This window comes from Synechococcus sp. H60.2 (assembly GCF_047462315.1).
Lineage (GTDB): Bacteria > Cyanobacteriota > Cyanobacteriia > Thermostichales > Thermostichaceae > Thermostichus.
This window is the reverse complement of record NZ_JANSIZ010000034.1, coordinates 1-18,287: the sequence shown is the minus strand read 5'-3', so window position 1 is coordinate 18,287 and position 18,287 is coordinate 1. Positions and strand designations below refer to the sequence as shown.

Below are 18,287 nucleotides of genomic sequence, written 5' to 3'. Positions count from 1 at the left end.
GCTATATGGTAGTATAAGCATGAACCAATCTGGATTTTTCCCATGTCAGAGCTGGAGAAGCCGCGCCAAGGGGTGGGGCAGGTTACCGCTTACTTTATCAACAACGCCCAGCTTACTTCCTTGATTATTGTGGGCCTGGCCATCTTTGGCCTGCTGGCGGCGACCTTGACCCCCAAGGAAGAAAACCCGCAGATTGTTGTCCCGGCAGCGGATGTAATTCTGCAGTATCCGGGGGCCAGCGCCGAGGTTGTGGAGAAGACGCTGATTACCCCTGTGGAAGCGAAGCTGCGGGAGCTGACAGGGATCGACCACATCTATTCGGTGGCCCAGGCCTCTGGCGGCTTGATCACGGTGCAGTACGAGGTGGGGGAAAACTGGGAAGACAGCCTGTTTAAGCTGCAAAACCATCTGTTTAGCCACCCGGAGCTATTCCCCCCTGGCGCCAGCTATCAGGTGCAGCCGGTCATCATTGACGATGTTCCCATCGTTACCCTGACCTTGACAGGGGCCGACTACACCGACAATCAGCTACGGCGGGTGGGAGAGCGGCTGCTGGAGGATCTGCGCAGCCTTCCCAACACGGCCCACCTGACGCTGGTGGGGGGGCATCCCCGCACCATCCGGGTGGATTTGGATCCGGAGCGGCTGGCCAGCTATGGTCTTTCCCCGACCCAGGTGGCCCAGCGCATTGCCGCCGAAAACTTGCAACTGCCGGCGGGAGACGTGGAGGTGGGATCCCAGCAGATCCGCCTGGAGGGGGGACAGCGGCTGGCTTCGGCTGAGGACGTGGCCGCTATTCAGATCAAGCCGGAGGTCTATCTCAGAGATGTAGCCAGCGTGCGGGATGAGTTTGCCGAGCGCACCTCCCTGACCCGCATCCACTTCCGCAGCGACGAGCCCATCACAGAGCCCTATCCGGATCCGCGCCGCCGCTCGACGGGAGAGTGGATCACCCAGCCGGCGGTCACCATCGGCATTGCCAAGAAGCCGGGAACCAACGCGGTCACCGTAGCCAAGGCCATCTTTCGGCGGCTGGAAGAGTTGCGGCCGCAGTTGCCTCCCGGGATCCAAGTTGCCGTCACCCGCAACGACGGGCGGACGGCCTCGAAAGCGGTTGGGAACCTCTACAACAGCCTCTTCCAGGCCATCGGCATTGTGGTCGGCCTGTTGTTGATCTTCCTGGGCTGGCGGGAGGCGGCCATTGTGGCTTTTGTAATCCCGCTAACTTTGGCCGGCACGCTGGGCGTGGGCTGGGTTGCCGGCCAAACGATTAACCGCATCACCCTCTTTGCCCTGATCCTGGCCCTGGGCACCTTGGTGGACGACGCCATCGCCGTTACGGAGAATATCCACCGTCGCTTTGAGCTGCGCCCCGGCATGAACTTTCGCGAGAAGGTGGAGGAGGCGATTGCCGCGGTGGAGGAATTGGGTGTGCCGGTTATTCTCTCCACCATCACGGTCATTTTGGCCTTCCTGCCCATGCGCTTTGTCACGGGGATGATGGGGCCCTACATGGGGCCGATCCCCTTTAATGTGCCGGTGGCGATGATCATCAGCACAACGCTGGCCCTGACGGTTACCCCCTTTCTGGCGGCCCGCTGGATTCGCCTCAAGCCCTCCACCGAGGCCTCTCCACCCCAGCTCGCTCTGGAAGAAACGCGCCTGTATCGGCTCTACCGCCGCCTGATGCAGCCGCTGCTGGAGTCGGCCTTCCGGCGGCGTCTGCTGATTGGGGTGGTCACTGGCCTGTTCTTGGCCAGCTTTCTCCTACCCCTGACCCAGGTGGTAAAGTTTCGCATGCTGCCCAAGGCGGACAAGGACACCTTCCTAGTGCAGTTGGATATGCCGCGGGGGACGGAGCTGGCCGCTACCGACGCTGTAGCCCGCGAGCTGGAGGAGGTGCTCAAGCAGGATGCCGAGGTGTTTAGCTTTGAAACCTACGTCGGTACGGGGGCGCCGGTGGACTTCAACGGCCTGCTGCGGGGATCCTACCGCCGCGAGGGCGAGGATGTGGCCGACATCCGCGTCCACCTCAGCCAGCCGGAAGCCCGTCGGATCGACTCGGAAGGGATCGTGCTGCGCCTACGGCCTGCTATGCAAGCGGTGGCGGAGCGGCACAACGCCATCGTCAAGCTGGTGGAAGATCCACCTGGGCCGCCCGTGCGGTCTACCCTGCTGGCAGAAATCTATGGCCCCGACTACGCCCAACTGCGGCAGTTGGCCAAGCAGGTGCGCCAGGTGTTTGGCGAGACGGAGGGCGTGGTGGACATCGACGACTCGGTGAAAAACCCCATTCCCCAGTTGACCCTGAAGGTGGATCCGGAGCGGGCCAACCGCGTCGGCCTGACCACGGCGGAGGTCTCCCAGACCTTGAGCTTGGCCCTGCGGGGATCCACCGTCAGCATCCTGCAACTGCCCGGGGAGCTGACACCCGTGGGGATCCATGTCCGCCTCGAGCCGTCGGCCCGGCAAAGCCTGGAGGATCTCAACCGCATTCAACTGCCGACGCCGACGGGATCCCTGGTTCCCCTGTCGGAGCTGGTGGAGTGGGTGCCCACGGTGGCCGACGAGCCCATCTTCCATAAAGACCAGCGGCCCGTGGCCTACGTAATGGGCGAGATGGCCCGCCGCTCCTCGGTCTATGCAGTCTTGGATCAAATAGCCTATTTCTGGCGGCATCCCCTCCCCAAGGGCTTTTGGATCCAGTGGGATGGGGAATGGAAGCTGACCCTGGACGTGTTCCGGGATCTGGGCCTCGCGATGTTGGTAGCCATTTTGTTGATTTACCTCATCCTGGTGGGCCAGTTCCGCAGCTTCAAGGTTCCGCTGATCATCTTGGGCAGCATTCCCCTGGCCCTCATCGGCATCCTGGTGGGCTTTAGCCTCAACGGAGTGTACTTCAGCGCCACGGCCATGATTGGGGTGATCGCCTTGGCGGGGATCGTGGTGCGCAACGCCATCGTCTTGCTGGAGTTTATCGCCGATCAGCGGGCCCAGGGGGTCAGCCTGGAAAAAGCCATTGTGGCAGCCGGGGCCGTTCGCTTTCGTCCGATTTTGCTGACCAGCATCACCACCATGTTGGGCACGGTGCCCATCTTGTCCGACCCGGTGTGGTCGGGCTTGGCCTGGACGCTGTTGACGGGGATGTTGACCTCTTCCGCCTTGACCTTGGTGGTCATTCCCATCTGGTTCTACGGGGAGCAAATCCGCCTTGCCAAAAAGCTGGCTCTGGAGCAAGCTGCTGCTCAGCCATCCCACCCGTAGAGAAACTTTTTGACATCCACCCTTCGAGAAGGAGACAAGACGATGTGGACATACCTGAGAAGATGGCTCCTGCTGGCGCTGGCCTTGGGCAGCTTGGGCTGGGGCGCTGCCGCCGCCCTGGCCCAGCCGGATCCCGCCCAACTGGCCAAAGCGGTGGAGTCCGTAGAATACCTGGATCAACTGCGGCGGGGCCTGGCGGCCAGCTTGGCCGGATCCCCGCCTGCGGCGGTGGATGCCGAGACCTTTAAGCAGGTTTGTCGCCCTGTGGCGGTGCAGGCACAGGCCCTCGCCCAAGAAAATGGCTGGCAAGTTAAGCAAATTGCCCAAAAGTACCGTAACCCGGAGCACGCCCCCGACAATCTACACGCCACGATGGCCCTGGCCCGTTTCCAGCGGGATCCGGAGCTCATTGGCTTTTGGGATCGGGAAGTGCTGGACGGCCAGAGAGGTATTCGCTACTACCGCCGCATCAACGTCGAGGCTAGCTGCCTGGCCTGTCACGGGCCTAAGGACTCGCGACCGGCCTTCATTGTCAGCAAGTACCCCCAAGACCGGGCCTACGACTTCAAGGTGGGAGACCTGCGGGGCATGTACGCCGTATTCATTCCCGAAGCAGAGGAACCTGCTCGATAACCCCTTGTCCCCAGGCAAGGAGGAGAACCAAATCTTCTCTCCACTTTTTATCGACATATTTTATCGACATATAGTTATATAGTTTGTCAAAATAACAATAGGAGAGGGTTACCAAGGAGTTGATTTCTATGGACGCTGCCCTGGTTCCGTTTGAAGAGCCGCCGCTGTCGCGGCGCCGTTTTCTCAACTTCCTGACCGGCTCGGCGCTGGCGGCGGTGGCGGGTTCGGTGCTCTACCCGCTGGGCCGCTATCTCATCCCGCCGGCGGAGGGATCCGCCGATGGATCGGCCCTGGCCAAAGACAAGCTGGGGAACCCGATCCCGGCGGAGCAGATCTTGGCAGAGCCGCCTGGGACGCGGGCGCTGGTGGCGGGTCTGGCGGGGGAGCCCACCTACCTCACCGTTAGGGAGGGGGGGAAGCTGGACGAGCAAGGGCTGGTGAACAACTGTACCCACCTGGGCTGCACCTTCCCATGGAACCCGCTGGCCGAAGAGTTCCAGTGTCCTTGTCACGGATCCCGCTATGCGGCTGATGGCTCGGTGATTCGAGGGCCGGCAGCGCTGCCTCTGAAACTGGTGCGGGTGGAGGTGCGGGAGGGGTGGATCTGGCTCTCTCCCTGGTTGGATGTCGATCCGCGAACGGGGAGTCTGCCCTGGTGGGTGTGAAGGAGGGCGCTCTTGGGATCGGCTTCTGGCCGCAGGTTTTTTTCATCAAGTTCAGAAAAGAGGGGGAGCAGTTTTGATGGCTCGCGTCGTCGTCATTGGGGCTGGGCTGGGAGGGCTGCCTACTGCCTACGAGCTGCGGCATCTTTTGCCGCAGGGATCCCACCAGGTAACTGTAGTCAGCAATACTCCAAAGTTTACGTTTACCCCTTCTCTGCCGTGGGTGGCGCTGGGCCTGAAGCGGCTGGCGGACATTCAGGTGGAGCTGCCGCAGCGGCTGGAGAGGAAGGGGATTGAATTTATCCAGGGCACGGTAACCGACTTGCAGCCGCCAAAGCGCACCCTGCGGGTTAACGGGGAGCCTCTGGCCTACGACTACTTGGTGGTGGCCACGGGAGCGGAGTTGGCCTTGGACGCCATCCCAGGTCTGGGGCCGGAACAGGGGTTTACCCAGTCGGTGTGCACGCCGCACCATGCTTTGCTCGCTCAGAAGGCGTGGGCAGAGTTTCTCCGCCAGCCGGGGCCGCTGGTGGTGGGAGCGGTGCCGGGGGCCAGTTGTTTTGGGCCGGCCTATGAGTTTGTCTTGCTGGCCGAGGGGCAGTTGCGAAAAAGAGGGCTGCGGGAGCAGGTGCCCATCACCTTCATCACGCCGGAGCCCTATGCTGGCCATTTCGGGATTGGCGGCATGGCGGGGGCCGAGGAGCTGGTGAAACGGCTGCTGGCCCAGCGGCAGATCCGGGTTTTGGCCAATACTGCCATTGCCCGTGTCGAAGAGGGGGAAATCGTGCTGGCAGAAGGGGAGCGGATCCCTTTTGCCTACGCCATGCTGCTGCCGCCCTTCCGGGGAGCCCAGTTCCTGCGGGAAGTCCCCGGCCTGACGGACGCCCGCGGTTTCCTGCCGGTAACTTCCACCTACCAGCATCCCGACTTCGATAGCTTCTATGCGGTGGGCGTGGTGACCCAGCTAGCCCCTTCCGAGACAACCCCTTTGCCGGTGGGAGTGCCCAAAACCGGCCAGATGACCGAGGCGATGGGGATGGCAGTGGCGCACAATATCGCCCTGCGCCTGGGAGCCCTGCGGGGGGAACCCGTGAGCCCGACGCTGGAAGCCATCTGCTTTGCCGACTTCGGCGATACGGGCATTCTCTTTTTGGCGGATCCTGTCTTGCCGGTGCTGGGGCGCCGCCGCCGCGCCCTGGCCGTACAAGGGCCATGGGTCAGTTGGCTCAAGTCCGCCTTTGAGCACTATTTCCTGGCCAAGATCCGCTGGGGGTGGGCGCTGCCTTGGTTTGAGCGCCTCAGTTTGCAGGGGGTGGGGCTCTCTCTGATAGAGCCCATCTCCAAGCCATTGGGAGATTTGGTCTCCCCTTAGAAAAGTTCCGATTTTCTCGTCACGCTCAAGTTACGCCGGACACTTGCGCTATGAAAACTCAAGTCGGCAGGTTGCAACAACAAACGTTTTCCGGCTGGAGCTGGGGCCACCTGGGCTGGGCGCTGCTCTTCCTCTCGCTAGGGGGGCTGGGCGGCTGGCTGCTGGGATCCCAAGGCCGGCCCGGCCAAGGGGGGGCAGCTTTGGAGGTTGCCGGTCGCGTCGGCGGGACAGGGTCCCTGGAAGCCACCGAGGCCGCCCCACTGACCACGCTGGAGGTCAAGCCACGGGAAATCAGCCAAGAGCGGATCCTGGTGGGCAGCCTAGAGGCCGTGGAGCGCACCCCCCTCAGCAGCCGCATCGTGGGCCGAGTCGTGGAGCTGCCGGTTCAGGAGGGGCAGCGGGTGGCGGCTGGATCCCTGATTGCCCGCCTGGATATCAGCGATGTGCAAGCCGCCCAGCAACAGGCCCAAGCCCAGCGGCAACAGGCTGAGGCGCAACTGCAGCAGGCCCAAGCAGGCCTTCTGGCCGCCCAGGCGGGGGTGAGGGGAGCGGAAGAAGCCTTGCGCCAGGTGCAAGCCCAGAAGCAGCAGGCGGAAGCGGAGCTGCAGGAGGCCCGTTTGCACCAAGAGCGGATGCAGAAGCTGCACGCCGAAGGAGCCGTGGCCCAAGCCCAGGTGGATCAGGCCAATACGCGGGTAGCCGTGCTCCTGGGCCGCCTGGCCCAGCTCGAGGCCGGGATCCAGCAGGCCGAACAGGGATTGACCCAAGCACGGGCCCAGCTTGCCCAGGCGGAAAGCCGGATCCCTGAGGTGCAGGCAGCCATGGCCCAGGCCCAGGCAGGGGTGGCGCAAACCCAAGCCAACCTTGCCTACGGAACCCTGGTTGCCCCCTTTGCCGGCGTCGTCACCCGCAAGTATGTGGAGGTAGGGGCTTTGGCGGGGCCGGGCCAGCCGATTGTGGAGCTAGAAAGCAGCGAGCGGCTGCGGTTTTCCGTGGCCTTGCCCGAATCCCTGGCCGGCCAAATCCGGGTGGGACAAGCGGTGCCCATCAGCATCGACAGCCTCAATCAAACCGTGGAGGGAACCATCCGCCAAATCATCCCCAGCGCCGACCCCAGCTCAAGAACGGTGGAGGTGAAGGTGGAGATTCCCCCGCTCCCCGGAGCAATGCCGGGCATGCTGGGCCGTCTGAAGTTGGCAGGAGAAACCCGCCAAGCCCTGCTCCTGCCCCAAGCAAGCCTGGTAGAACAGTTCGGCCTTACGGGCGTGTACCGGCTGGTGGACGGCAAGCCGCTGTTTACGCCCGTGGTGGTGGGATCCCGCTATGGGGATCAGGTGGAGATCCACAGTGGGCTACAGCCTGGAGACGAGGTAATCCAGGAAGCGGCTGCCGTCCGGGCTAGATCCTTCTGAAAACTGTTTCCTAGGACAGAAGCCCAGAGTTCTGCTGACTTTCTTGATTTCCACCGGGCTTGCGGGGCTTTCGCCGCTGCGACCTTGTCGGGCTGAGGCAGCGGAAAGAAGTCCCTCACCGCCCTGAAGCTTTTCTCCTCGCCCCGCTTGCAACAGCGTCGCAGAGTGATGGCTACGGAGCGGGCAAGCTTCTTGATCTGGGTGGGAGAAAACCGTCCTCTGGGCTGCGCCTGGGAACCCCGGGAGCGACCCAGAACCTGAACCCGTCTTGGTAAATCCAGTTTCTTTTTGGGTATACTTCCGCTATACTCATCTCGTACAGATTCCGAGTTCCTTCCCCTGAAGATGACCTGGCGCGCTCCCTTTTTTGGCTACTTTAGCTTTCCCTGGCAACGACCAGGGCGGAAGGGTGGCGCGTAAACTATAGAGCCTAGGTTTACCCGAGTCAGTCCTGAAGCCCTGAGCCCAGTGCCAGGGCTTTTTTGATGGCTCGATGCTCCATTCCCTCACTTCCCATCCCTTGCACACAATCTTGCCCACGATGAAGGACAGTTCTATGCCCCCCCAAACCGACAACTGCAACATCCAAGAGGTGACTCCCTTGATTGCCCCTGCTGCTGTCAAGGCCAAGCTGCCGCTGACGGAAACGGCAGCCCAAGTGGTGCTCTCCACGCGGCAAGCCATCCGCGACATCATCCACGGGCGGGATCTCCATCGCTTGGTGGTGATTGTCGGCCCCTGTTCCATCCACGATCCCGAAGCGGCCTTGGAGTATGCCCACCGCCTCAAGCGGGTGGCCGATCGAACCCGCGAGCACCTGGTGATTGTGATGCGCACCTATTTTGAGAAGCCGCGCACCACAGTGGGCTGGAAGGGCCTCATTAATGATCCCCACCTGGACGGCTCCTGCGATATTGCCACTGGCTTGCAACTGGCCCGTTCCATCCTATTGCAGATCAACGAGCTGGGCTTGCCCTGTGCCACAGAAATGTTGGATCCGGTAACTCCCCAATACACCGCAGACCTGGTGAGCTGGGCGGCCATCGGCGCCCGAACCATCGAAAGCCAGACCCACCGGGAAATGGCCAGTGGCCTCTCTATGCCCGTGGGCTTCAAAAATGGCACCGACGGGCGGCTGGAAATTGCCCTCAACGCCATTCTCTCCGCCAGTCACCCTCACAGTTTTCTGGGCATCGGCCAAGACGGCATGACGGCCCTGGTGAAAACCACCGGCAACCCAGACCGGCACATTGTGTTGCGCGGCGGCGGCGGCAAGACCAACTACGGCCCGGAAGATGTGGCGCGGGCGGCGCTGCTGATGAAGGATCAAGGGATCCCGCGCTCGGTGATGGTGGACTGCTCCCACGACAACTCCCACAAAGACTACCGCCAGCAGGGAGCCGTCTGTCGGGCAGTGCTGCGGCAGTACCAAGCAGGGCAGCGGGCCTTGATGGGGCTGATGCTGGAGAGCAACCTCAACCCAGGCAAGCAAACCTGGCAGGAAGGGGCACCACTCAAGTACGGCGTTTCCATCACCGACGGCTGCATCGGCTGGGAGGAGACCGAGGATCTGTTGCAGGAGATGGCAGCAGTCGTAGCAGGGAAAACCTTGGCTTTGAATCACTGAAAAAGCCCTGCAAGACCCAAGCAAGGCAATAAAGTTGTGCTCGGCAGCAGTGCAACTCCCCTCTCCCTCTGGGAGAGGGGCTGGGGGTGGTCGCGTTAGCGGCGCGGAGCGCTTGGGCTGACTCCCTCTGGGAGAGGGGCTGGGGGTGGTCGCGTGAGCGGCGCGGAGCGCTTGGGCTGACTCTCTCTGGGAGAGGGGCCGGGGATAAGGACAACTGCTGCCAGAGCATCAGACGGGATCTAGGAGTTAGCAGAAAGGGGTACGCTGGCAAGGCTAAGATCCGATTGACCCAGTTCCGTTCCCTGCTCCCGCAGCGGGCGGGATGGGTCAACTTGGAAGCTGTTGATCCCTGCAACCTCTTCTGACCCTGTGCCGACGCTACAACTGGCCTCGCCAACTTCCGCGGCCTGGATCGAGCAGGCCATTCGCCACCTCGACCTGATTTTGCTAGATCACGCCAACTGCGAGAAGAAAGCAGCGGGCAATGCCCTCAGTTTGCTGTTTCGCTACCCGGCCAACGGGCGGCTGGTGGAAGCCCTTTCACCACTGGCGCGGGAGGAGCTGCAGCACTTTGAGCGGGTTCACCGGCACCTGCAACGGCTGGGGATCCCGATCAAGCCCCTCTCGGCTGCTCCCTATGCCAGCCGCCTCAACCAGCACCTACGCCGCTCCGAGCCGGAGCATCTCTTGGATGCACTGCTAGTGGCCGCCATCATCGAGGCCCGCAGCCACGAACGCCTAGGCCTGCTGGGGATCCACGTCCCCGACCCGGAGCTGCGGCAGTTTTACCTCTGGCTGGCGGCGGCTGAAGAGCGGCACTGGCAGTTGTATTTGGATCTGGCGCTAGAACAGTTCCCCGCCGAGCCGGTGCAGGAGCGGCTGGACGCTTTGCTGCAGGTGGAAGCTGAGATCCTCTCCACCCTTCACCCCGAGCCTCGTGTCCACAGCTAACCTCTCCCCTTCCCGTGCAACCCCATGTTCCAGGCAACGCGGCGGTGGCTGGCCCTCTGGTACACGGTGGTAACGGGGGTGTTTTTGTTGCTGTTTGCCGGCAGCTTCTACTGGTATGTGCAGTCAACCCTGATTGAGCGGGTGGACGACACGCTGGGCCATGTGGTGGAAATTGTCGAGCGCTCCCTGGTGGTGGACGAGAGCCTCTTGGACCCGCAGCAGGTCCGCCACAGCTTGGAAGCCAGCTTTCGGGATGATCCCAGCACCCTAGCAGACGACCACATCGACCTGGAGTGGTTTGATCCCCAAGGATCCCTCATCTGGTCCACCGTGCCCGGCGGCATCCCTGCCCCCCTGCTGACGGAGGGATCCCTGCACACCGCCCGCATCGCGCCTGGGTATTGGCTGCGCCAGTTCACCGAGCCGATCCTGGCCAGTGGGAAGCTGCTGGGGTATTTGCGGGTCAGCCACCCCTGGTTTGAGGTGAGCAAGCCGACACGCCAGCTCATTCGGGATCTCAGCCTCTGGGTAGCGGCCAGTTTGGCCTGTGTAGGAGGAATCGGCTGGCTGCTCTCCGGTTTGGCCATGCAGCCCATCCGCCAGTCTTACCAGCAGCTCAAGCAATTTACCGCCGATGCCTCCCACGAGCTGCGCAGCCCCTTGGCCAGCATCCAGACCACGGTACAGGTGGCTTTGGCAGACTCCCAATTGGATGCCGACACCCGCCAGCGCTGGCAGATGGTGGAGCGGCTGTGCCTGCGGCTGGGCCGGCTGGTGGACGACCTACTGTTTCTGGCCCGCCACGACAGCGGCATGGTGCCTTTCCAGCCCCGCTGCTGTGCCCTGGATGCTCTGCTGCTGCAGGTGGTGGAAGAGTTGCAGGGCTTGGCCAACCAAAAAGGGATCCGTCTAAAGCTGGATATGGCCGCCCCCCCAGAGGAGACGGGAGGGGATCCCTTTGCCTTTTGGGGAGATGAAGAGCAACTGGCCCGCCTGTTCACCAACCTAATCGAAAACGCCCTTCTCCACACCCCCCCCGGCGGCGAGGTGCAGGTGCGGCTAAAACAGCGGCTGCGCTCCGGATCCCCAGAACTGGTGCTGCAGGTGCAAGATACCGGGCCGGGGATCCCACCCCAGGCACTGCCCCACCTGTTCGACCGTTTCTACCGGGTGGATCCGGCCCGCAGCGGGGATCCCAATCGGCGGTCGGGCTCAGGTTTGGGGCTGGCCATTGTCAAAAGCATCGCCGAGCAGCACCGGGGACAGGTGCGGGTTGAGAGCAAGGTGGGGCAGGGATCCACCTTTGAGGTGATTTTGCCCCAGCGACGATTGGAAACTTGCACTCCAGAAACTGTCTAAAGGTGCTCTAGAAAACAGACAATCCTTGGGCAGTATGTTAAATTCAGGCTAAAGTTCAGTCTACTCTTTACTGAAAACATCCTGGCTTAATAGCCTTACTTTTGAGCCGAGGCTCTTTTTCTGAGTTTCCGTCATTTTCTGTTTCCGGATTTCAGAATTTCTCTTTAAAAGCAAAGTCAGGACGAAGACAGATGAGGCGGAACTGGATCCCAGCCTCTGCTTTCTCTTGCAAGTTGCCGGCAGGGTAGTAAGCCGACTGCTTGAGTATGTCTGTTTACCGGCAAGTCCGGAGAAGTTCCTCTCCCCCTCCTCCAAAAACTTCCAAAAAAATGTATCGTTTCCAAGTTCGCGCCACCACTCAGCCCGGTGATCGAATTGCCCTGGTGGGATCCAGCCCTCGGTTGGGCGCCTGGGATCCGAGCCGCTGTGTTTGGCTGCAGACGGATCCCGCTTGTTATCCGCTCTGGTGGGTGGAGTTGCCATTAGGCCCGGCAGATGGCACTTCTGGCCCCCTATCCTCCGGGGAGTGGCCTCAAGAGACCCCTCGAGTGGAGTACCGATATCTGCGCGTTCAGGCCGATGGCGAAGTTATTTGGGAAGCTGCCGATAGGAATCGCTGGGTGCCGCTTGAGCCTCAGCCTTTGCCATCAGTTTTGATCGTGGAAGATGGTGAGTTTGGCCGGATCCCTTCCTGTCCTTACGGCTATTTTGCCACCCCTATTCTTGAGCCTGAGACTGAAGATTTGCCGGGACTGAAGATAGTTGTTTTGGGTAGCTCCGTTGCCCTGGGGTGCAGCGCCTGGCTATTGCGAGGTTGGGCCTGGCTGTTGCAGAAAGCCTTGCGGGAGCGCTACGGCCATCGGGTGCGTAATCTCTCGGAATTGGGGGCTACGGTCAGCCGAACGCTGGCACGGTTTGATCAAGTTGTCGTTCCCGAACAACCGGACGTGGTAATTGTGGCCTTGTCGTTGGGAAATGAGGGCTTGGCCACGGCTCTGCCGGAGCATCGACGTGCCGTCCAAAGGCGGTTTGAAAACGGCCTGCGACGCCTGATTGAGAAGATTCAAAATATAGGCGCTTTGCCCATCTTGGCAGGGGTCTATCCTCACGGCGACTATGGTCCAGAACAGCATCTGCTTCTGCAGGAAACTCAGCAAAAGATGCTCGGTTGGGGATGCCCTGTGTTCAATTGGCTGCCCATCCTAGACGATGGTCAGGGCCGCTGGAAACCAGACCTGGCTTTTGACCCCGCTCACCCCAATTCCAGGGGGCATCGGGTTATGTTTGAGGCCATCGATCTCTCGCTCTTCGAGCCCGGCCAAGTTCTGTCGGCTCGTGGAAAGCTGGCTCAATCCACTGCAGAACGAATCATTTTTGAAGACGGCAATGGCTTTTGGGTAGCTGCAGAAATAGGCAGAGATCAATTTCGCATCGTGAATATAACCCCCTACCCTTATACCCTTGCGCCGACTTGGCAATCTTTGCAGACTGCTTTCCAAAAATCACGCCTACAGCCGGGACTGTATATTGGCAGAAGCGATGCAAGGATAGGAGACAAGACCCTACATTTACTTTCCATACAAGAGGACAGTTCGGTTCAAACCACCCTCTCCATTCCTGCAGATGCCGACCTCATCTTCTCCCCAATAGCTCAGTTCTTTTCCGCAGAAGCAGTAGAAACGATCTTCGAGGATGGATCGTTGACCCTTCTCAAGCTCAGTGGATCTTCAAAAGGCTCTTCTGATCCCAGGCCTCGCCTGTGCGTGATCAATCGGAGCAATCACGAGTACAACATCCACCCCATGTGGAAAGAAGTGCGGGCTGCCCTCAGAGCTCTGCCACCAGGGGTTTATGAGGATCCCCTCTATCGCGATGCTCCTTTCCGCACGTTGATGATTGGAGAAGGGGGGTTGGAAAGCCGGGTCAAGGCCGCTCCCAACTCGGTCATGCTATTGGAATACACATGCGCCTTATCTGATATTCATCGCGTTGCTGTTGTTCCCCTGGGGGATCGCTGTGCAGTGCGAATGCTGCTCTACAAGCTGGAATACGACGGGCCTGCATTTCCTTTTGATTTGACCCGCACCAGCAACCTAGCGGATGTGGCCGATATGATCCACCACGATTTTCAGGGCATGTGGGATCCCCAATACTTGCGCTACAGCCCTGCAGATCGCCGCATTTATCACAGCAAGTGGACAAGCCTATCTTTTGGCCATGAGCTGGAAGAAGGGGAAGATCCCTTGTGGGACATGAGCCCCATCTACGAGCGGATGCGAACCCGCTACACAGCCCGTGCCAAGCGTTTTCTACATGTTTTGGAAAAGGCAGACCAGATCTTGTTCGTGCGCACAGGCGGCTGTCAGCGGGGCGCAGTGATCGACTTGATGGATAAATTGTCGGCCAAGCGCAAGGGCAAACCCTTTCTGCTCCTCATCATTTCCCCCCAGTCTTCGGATGAGTTTGCCGGGATCCCCAATGTCATCCACTACGATATGGAGTTCAACCCCGACCGCATGTGTGCGGATCCCCAGCATTGGCAGTACTGCACAGGGATCATGAGGGAGATCCTCCATTCTCTGGGAGTTTCCAGCCGCAATCTTTTCTGGTGTCCTCCCCAGCCATCTTAATTGTCTGAGATTCTAACCTAGAACGCGAAGCTGCCGGTAGGGGCCTGCTCCGCCTTACCTCAGTGGCGTTTGCTTCGCCTAAAAAGAGCATCAGCCCAGAGGATGAGCCTTGCTTGTAGGTTTAGCCAAATCTCATCGTTCATTTGCAATAAAAATATGACATACAAGCACAATATCAACAAAACGCACAAGTTCCCTAACCATTTGTAGGTCTGGATAATTTGGTCGGCACTCCAGCCAAAATCATCAACCAAGCGGTTCATATCCCCACCAGCATCCCCTTGGCCACCCAGCAGAGTTCCCCACGGAATTGAAGCTAGCCCTTTTTGAATTCTATGCCATTGCCAAAAGCTTCTCCAGAGGCTGCTGGCTGCAACTCCCAGAACGACGAATCGCCAAAAGTCCCACCGCCAGCGGTCTGGCAAGCGAAGATAAAAGCAGGCTATTAAGAAGGTGCTGATGTAAAACTCACCGCCTACACCGCCAAAGGTAATGAGCATTTCTTTGGTGCGATTGGGCATGAGCCAGGTCATATAAAACTGCAGCAGAGCAAGAACAATAGCCAATGGCTGCAGCCATCGGATCCGCTCCTCGCGAGCCGACTTGAAGAGCAAAGCCAATAAAAAGAGGATCCCAAAGTACACAAAGGGATCCCTTTGGGAACTGATGCTGGTCCAGCCAAACGGTAAGGGCAAAGCGCGATGCCCACTCCACCAGGCAATTGTGGCATGGCCCAGCTCGTGAATCCAAATGTGCCAAGGGAGATGTAGCACCTGCAATAGCGCAATGTTGTTTACCAGCAGGGCCACCACCACTGCAGCCGGATAGGCCCAGAGGTTGACTGTCCAGCTATCAAAAGAAAAGCGATCCCAACGCGGCTGGGATCCTAGGCGCAGGCTGCGCTGCCAAAGCAACTGGGAGCCGCGGAAAGCGCGGATTTCCAATTGCTCGAGGCGTGGAATCCGCAGTTGCTTCACCATTAAAAACAGTTGAGCCGCAACCCCTGGCGGCGAGAGGCCTTGGGGCAGGGATCCCAGCAGGTGGATGTGCAGGGTGTTGTCAGCAAAATGTACTTGCGCAGGCCAGCCCCGTCGCAGCAGCTCCAGCCGAACAACTCGCACAATTGCTTGGCCGTTCCCAGCGCGGGCCAGGGCGAGGGGATCGGGGAAGGCGGGCATTGCCAGTTACTTCCCAGAGCAAGGCGGTGGCAGGACGAGGATCCTTACCCATTATCCCCAGCCTGGCAAGCACCGGCGAAATTGCGCTCCTTCTCGGGTCGCTGCTGGGGGAGGTTGGTATAGTTGAGGGCAGCAGGTGTGCTGGAGTGGATGGAGGATCATGCGGGAATTGGGCAAGCTGGGGAGAAGACGGGATCCCAAACCGTCTAGGCAGAGCGCCCTGTGGGGAGCGACGCTGCTACTGGGTTTAGCCGGGGCAGGTTTGTTTTCCCCCTTGCCTGTTCAAGCGCAGCCAACCCCTGTTCCTGGTCTGTCTCGCATTGACCGTTGGCACTACGACCCACAGCGGGGGTGGCTAGAGGTCAACACCGAGGGAGAGGTGCGGCCTTTTGTGTTTGTGCTGCAAAACCCTCCTAGGGTAGTGCTGGATTTTCCCAACACCCTTTTTGGACGGGAGCCCCAAACCCAGACCTTTCCAGGACGGGTTACCTCGTTGGAGATCAGGCAGCTCACCCCAACCATCACTCGCTTTGTGCTGCACCTGCAGCCGGATCAGTCCCTTAGCCTCGACCAACTACAACTGCTCACTGCCAGCCCCTCCCGCTGGGCTGTCCAATTCCTTCAGGCTGGCCAACCCTCGCCCACCGCACCGCTTTTTCCCTCGGCGCCTGGCCCCAGGGATCCCGTCTCACCGTCCCCACCGCTGCCCCGCCGCCCCGATGCCGGGCTACCTCCCCCCCCTGCCCGTTCCGGCCATCAGATCTTGGCCATCTCCCCTCAGGCGGAAGGCTTCTTCATCCGCACCCAGGGCAGCCCTTCCACCACGGTGCGGCGCATCCTGGATCCGGATCGGGTGGTGGTGGATTTTCTCAACACCACCCTTAGCCCTGCCCTCACCCAGCGGATCTATACTGTCAACCGCCTGGGGGTTTTGCGGCTGCGGGTGGGGCAATTCGAGCCCACCATTGCCCGCGTGGTGTTGGATGTGGATCCTTCCAGTGGGGATTGGGAGGCCCGCTACGACCCGCAGCAGGGAGGAATCTGGATCCAGCCTGCTGGCGGTGCTGCCCAGGCCAGCCTTCTGCCTGATGTCAGCCCAACCGAGGCCCAAGGGCCGCTGGCTACCTTACGCTCTGTGGAGCTGCGGGGGAATCAGCTCATCATTAGCGCCGATGGGTTCATGTTCTACCGGGCCGGCTGGGATCCCGAAAGCGGTGGCTACCGCATCAACGTGGCCCCGGCACGCCTGCCCGAGTCCTTGCCGGATCCCGGCTTGCCGGTCGGGGGACCGGTGCAGCGGATCCGCTTTGTGCAGGAAGATGCCCGCACGGTCAGCATTCTGGTGCAACCTGCCGAAGAGTTCAATGTCTTTGAGCCCAACCCTGGCCAGGGATCCCGACGCATTACCCTGGAGCTGCGGCCTCTCAACGCACCGTCGCCCACCCCTCAGCCGCCGGCGCCTGCCCAAGCTTCCCCTCCTCCCCCCCTGGGCCGGACGGTCATCGCCATCGATCCGGGACACGGCGGACGGGATCCCGGTGCCATCGGGGTAGGTGGGATCCAGGAAAAAGACATTGTGCTCTCCGTTTCCCACCAGGTTCGGCAATTGTTGCAGGAGCGGGGGTATACGGTGGTGATGACGCGCACCGATGATCGCGAGGTGTTGCTGCAGCCGCGGGTGGATAGGGCCGTGCAGGCCAAAGCCACTCTGCTGGTGAGCATCCACGCCAATGCTCTGGAGCGCTCCAGTGTTCACGGCATCGAGACCTATTACCTGCGGCCCGACAGCGCCGAGCTGGCCACCATCCTGCACCGCAGCCTGGTGCAAGCCACCGGTGCTGCAGATCGGGGGGTGAGGCGGGCCCGCTTTTTTGTGGTGCGGGAAACGCCCGTGGGCATGCCCTCAGTGCTGCTGGAGCTGGGGTATGTTACCAACCCCACTGAGGGGCGCAAACTGGCTGCCCCCGAATACCAGGCCATCTTGGCGCGGGCCATTGCCGATGGCATCGAGACCTTCTTGCGCAAGCGCTAGAAAGGGCAGGCTAGGATACAGCAGCTTCAGCCAAGGTGTTGAGGAGAAGGGAGCATGCGTTGGGAGTGGGGCTCAGATCCGGATCCCAGTTGGCCAATTGGGGTGTTTGACAGTGGCTTGGGCGGGTTGACGGTTTGGCGGGCCTTGCGCCGTCGCTTGCCCCAGGAACGCCTTCTCTACTTTGCCGACACGGCCCGGCTGCCCTACGGGGATCGTTCCCCGGAGGAGATCTTGACCTTTGTGCGGCAGATCCTCCGCTGGATGCAGGCGCAGCCGGTGAAAGTGGTGGTGATGGCCTGCAACACCAGCTCGGCGCTGGCTTTGGAGCAAGTGCAGCGGGAGTTTGCCCTGCCCATCCTTGGCCTCATCCTGCCCGGCGCCCAGGCAGCCTTGGCCCAGGGATCCCGCATTGGGGTCATTGCCACGGCGGCCACGGTCAAAAGCCGCGCCTACTCCAAGGCTATTCAAGAGTACAGCGCCCTGGATCCCAAGCGCTCTCCCCAGACTGTCCAGTGCTGGGAGCAGGCCTGCCCGGAGTTCGTCCCCCTCATCGAAGCCGGCCAGTCGGACGGCCCCGAGCTGCGCCAAGCCGCCGAACGCTACTTGCAGCCGCTCCTGCAGCGGGGGATCGACACCCTTGTCTACGGCTGCACCCACTACCCACTGCTGGATCCTCTCCTGAAGTCCTTGCTGCCCTCTTCGGTCAGACGGGTGGATCCCGGCGTGGCACTGGTGGGATCCCTGGCCCGCGAACTCAGCCTCTGGGGCCTGCGCCGACCCTCAACTGTGCCCCAGGCAGAACCTCACCGCTTCTACGTGAGTGGGGATCCGGAGCGGTTTGCCCAGTTGGCCAGCCCTTGGTTGGGCTTTCGGCCACAGGTGGAACGGGTGGAATGGCCGGCCTTGGATGTCAACAACTCCCGCCGGCCCTGAGCGAGCCCTGAGATCCCAGTCCAACTGGAACTTCAACACAAGCCCACGGCCTATCTATGCCATCGGATCACTTGGGTCAAGGGGTTGGGGCTGAGAAGATTTGGCATACACCCACTCGAGGTAGAACACCCCATGTCGGGGTAGGATTCTGAGTTCCATGAACTACCCCACCGCGTAGGCGGGTGGGGTTTCCTCACCCGCTTGACAGCAGAGCTTTTGTCTCTTCTTCTGCCC

At 61.0% G+C, this 18,287-nt stretch carries 12 protein-coding genes; 11 read left to right on the top strand and 1 reads right to left on the bottom strand.

Going from position 1 to position 18,287, the window contains the following annotated elements; translation table 11 throughout:
• The first annotated feature begins 42 nt into the window (after positions 1 to 42).
• The 9 genes from NW845_RS07090 to NW845_RS07050 all read left to right on the top strand — a co-directional run bounded on the left by NW845_RS07090 (position 43) and on the right by NW845_RS07050 (position 13,910).
• Positions 43 to 3,264: an efflux RND transporter permease subunit gene (locus tag NW845_RS07090; RefSeq protein ID WP_414377753.1), complete on the top strand. Its 3,222-nt coding sequence runs from the start codon at positions 43 to 45 to the stop codon at positions 3,262 to 3,264.
• Between the two features lie 42 nt (positions 3,265 to 3,306).
• The gene (locus NW845_RS07085) at positions 3,307 to 3,897 is read left to right on the top strand and encodes a DUF3365 domain-containing protein (protein ID WP_414377751.1); all 591 of its coding nucleotides are present in this window, start codon (positions 3,307 to 3,309) and stop codon (positions 3,895 to 3,897) included.
• A gap of 128 nt (positions 3,898 to 4,025) precedes the next feature.
• Complete coding sequence (petC, locus tag NW845_RS07080; RefSeq protein ID WP_414377748.1) at positions 4,026 to 4,562, top strand: cytochrome b6-f complex iron-sulfur subunit; 537 nt, start codon at positions 4,026 to 4,028, stop codon at positions 4,560 to 4,562.
• Positions 4,563 to 4,638: 76 nt separating this feature from the next.
• Entirely contained in the window at positions 4,639 to 5,931 is a 1,293-nt protein-coding gene (locus NW845_RS07075; RefSeq protein ID WP_414377746.1) for an NAD(P)/FAD-dependent oxidoreductase, read from the top strand.
• Between the two features lie 50 nt (positions 5,932 to 5,981).
• On the top strand, positions 5,982 to 7,343 hold the full coding sequence (locus tag NW845_RS07070) for an efflux RND transporter periplasmic adaptor subunit (protein WP_414368569.1): 1,362 nt from the start codon (positions 5,982 to 5,984) through the stop codon (positions 7,341 to 7,343).
• A 556-nt stretch (positions 7,344 to 7,899) separates the two neighbouring features.
• Positions 7,900 to 8,970, top strand: coding sequence for a 3-deoxy-7-phosphoheptulonate synthase (locus NW845_RS07065; RefSeq protein WP_414336186.1), 1,071 nt, complete (start codon positions 7,900 to 7,902; stop codon positions 8,968 to 8,970).
• Between the two features lie 345 nt (positions 8,971 to 9,315).
• Positions 9,316 to 9,921 carry a tRNA-(ms[2]io[6]A)-hydroxylase gene (locus NW845_RS07060; RefSeq protein WP_414377769.1) on the top strand — a complete coding sequence of 202 codons (606 nt, stop codon included), beginning with the start codon at positions 9,316 to 9,318 and terminating at the stop codon, positions 9,919 to 9,921.
• Positions 9,922 to 9,945: 24 nt separating this feature from the next.
• Complete coding sequence (locus NW845_RS07055) at positions 9,946 to 11,280, top strand: sensor histidine kinase (RefSeq protein WP_414334062.1); 1,335 nt, start codon at positions 9,946 to 9,948, stop codon at positions 11,278 to 11,280.
• Positions 11,281 to 11,609: 329 nt separating this feature from the next.
• Positions 11,610 to 13,910 (top strand): DUF1796 family putative cysteine peptidase, encoded by a 2,301-nt coding sequence (locus NW845_RS07050; RefSeq protein ID WP_414377743.1) that lies wholly within the window; start codon positions 11,610 to 11,612, stop codon positions 13,908 to 13,910.
• 59 nt (positions 13,911 to 13,969) lie between these two features.
• Here the strand turns inward: NW845_RS07050 and NW845_RS07045 are convergent, their stop codons facing one another.
• Positions 13,970 to 15,088 carry a hypothetical protein gene (locus tag NW845_RS07045; RefSeq protein ID WP_414377740.1) on the bottom strand — a complete coding sequence of 373 codons (1,119 nt, stop codon included), beginning with the start codon at positions 15,086 to 15,088 and terminating at the stop codon, positions 13,970 to 13,972.
• Between the two features lie 160 nt (positions 15,089 to 15,248).
• On the opposite strand from NW845_RS07045, the gene NW845_RS07040 reads away from it, so the two are divergent.
• Together NW845_RS07040 and murI are read left to right on the top strand one after the other, a co-directional pair.
• Positions 15,249 to 17,120: an N-acetylmuramoyl-L-alanine amidase gene (locus NW845_RS07040; protein WP_414377737.1), complete on the top strand. Its 1,872-nt coding sequence runs from the start codon at positions 15,249 to 15,251 to the stop codon at positions 17,118 to 17,120.
• 54 nt (positions 17,121 to 17,174) lie between these two features.
• Positions 17,175 to 18,053, top strand: a complete 879-nt coding sequence (gene murI, locus NW845_RS07035; RefSeq protein WP_414377734.1) for a glutamate racemase — start codon at positions 17,175 to 17,177, stop codon at positions 18,051 to 18,053.
• Positions 18,054 to 18,287 lie beyond the last annotated feature (234 nt).